The sequence below is a fragment of the Methanococcoides sp. AM1 genome, assembly GCF_900774055.1.
Classification (GTDB): Archaea; Halobacteriota; Methanosarcinia; order Methanosarcinales; family Methanosarcinaceae; genus Methanococcoides.
In genome coordinates, this window is the sequence record NZ_CAAGSW010000037.1 from 1 (window position 1) to 213 (window position 213).

General features: G+C 42.7%; 1 protein-coding gene. It reads left to right on the forward strand.

What is annotated here, in order from left to right; genetic code table 11:
• The coding region (locus tag E7X57_RS12630) for a hypothetical protein (RefSeq protein WP_167881005.1) at positions 1 to 213 on the forward strand (213 nt) is incomplete at both ends.

Sequence of the window (213 nt, forward strand, 5' to 3'; positions counted from 1 at the left end):
TTACTGTCAGTAATATCAATGGTACTGCTTCCGAAGTCAAGACGAATTATATCAATGTGACATCAGTTCCTATACTTCCGGTATCCGATTTCAGTGCTAATGTAACTGAAGGTATTGCTCCCCTGAGTATTGCGTTCACGGATCTCTCAACCAATGCAACGTCATGGTCCTGGGATATTGATGCTGACGGTACTGAGGATTACTTCAGTCAGA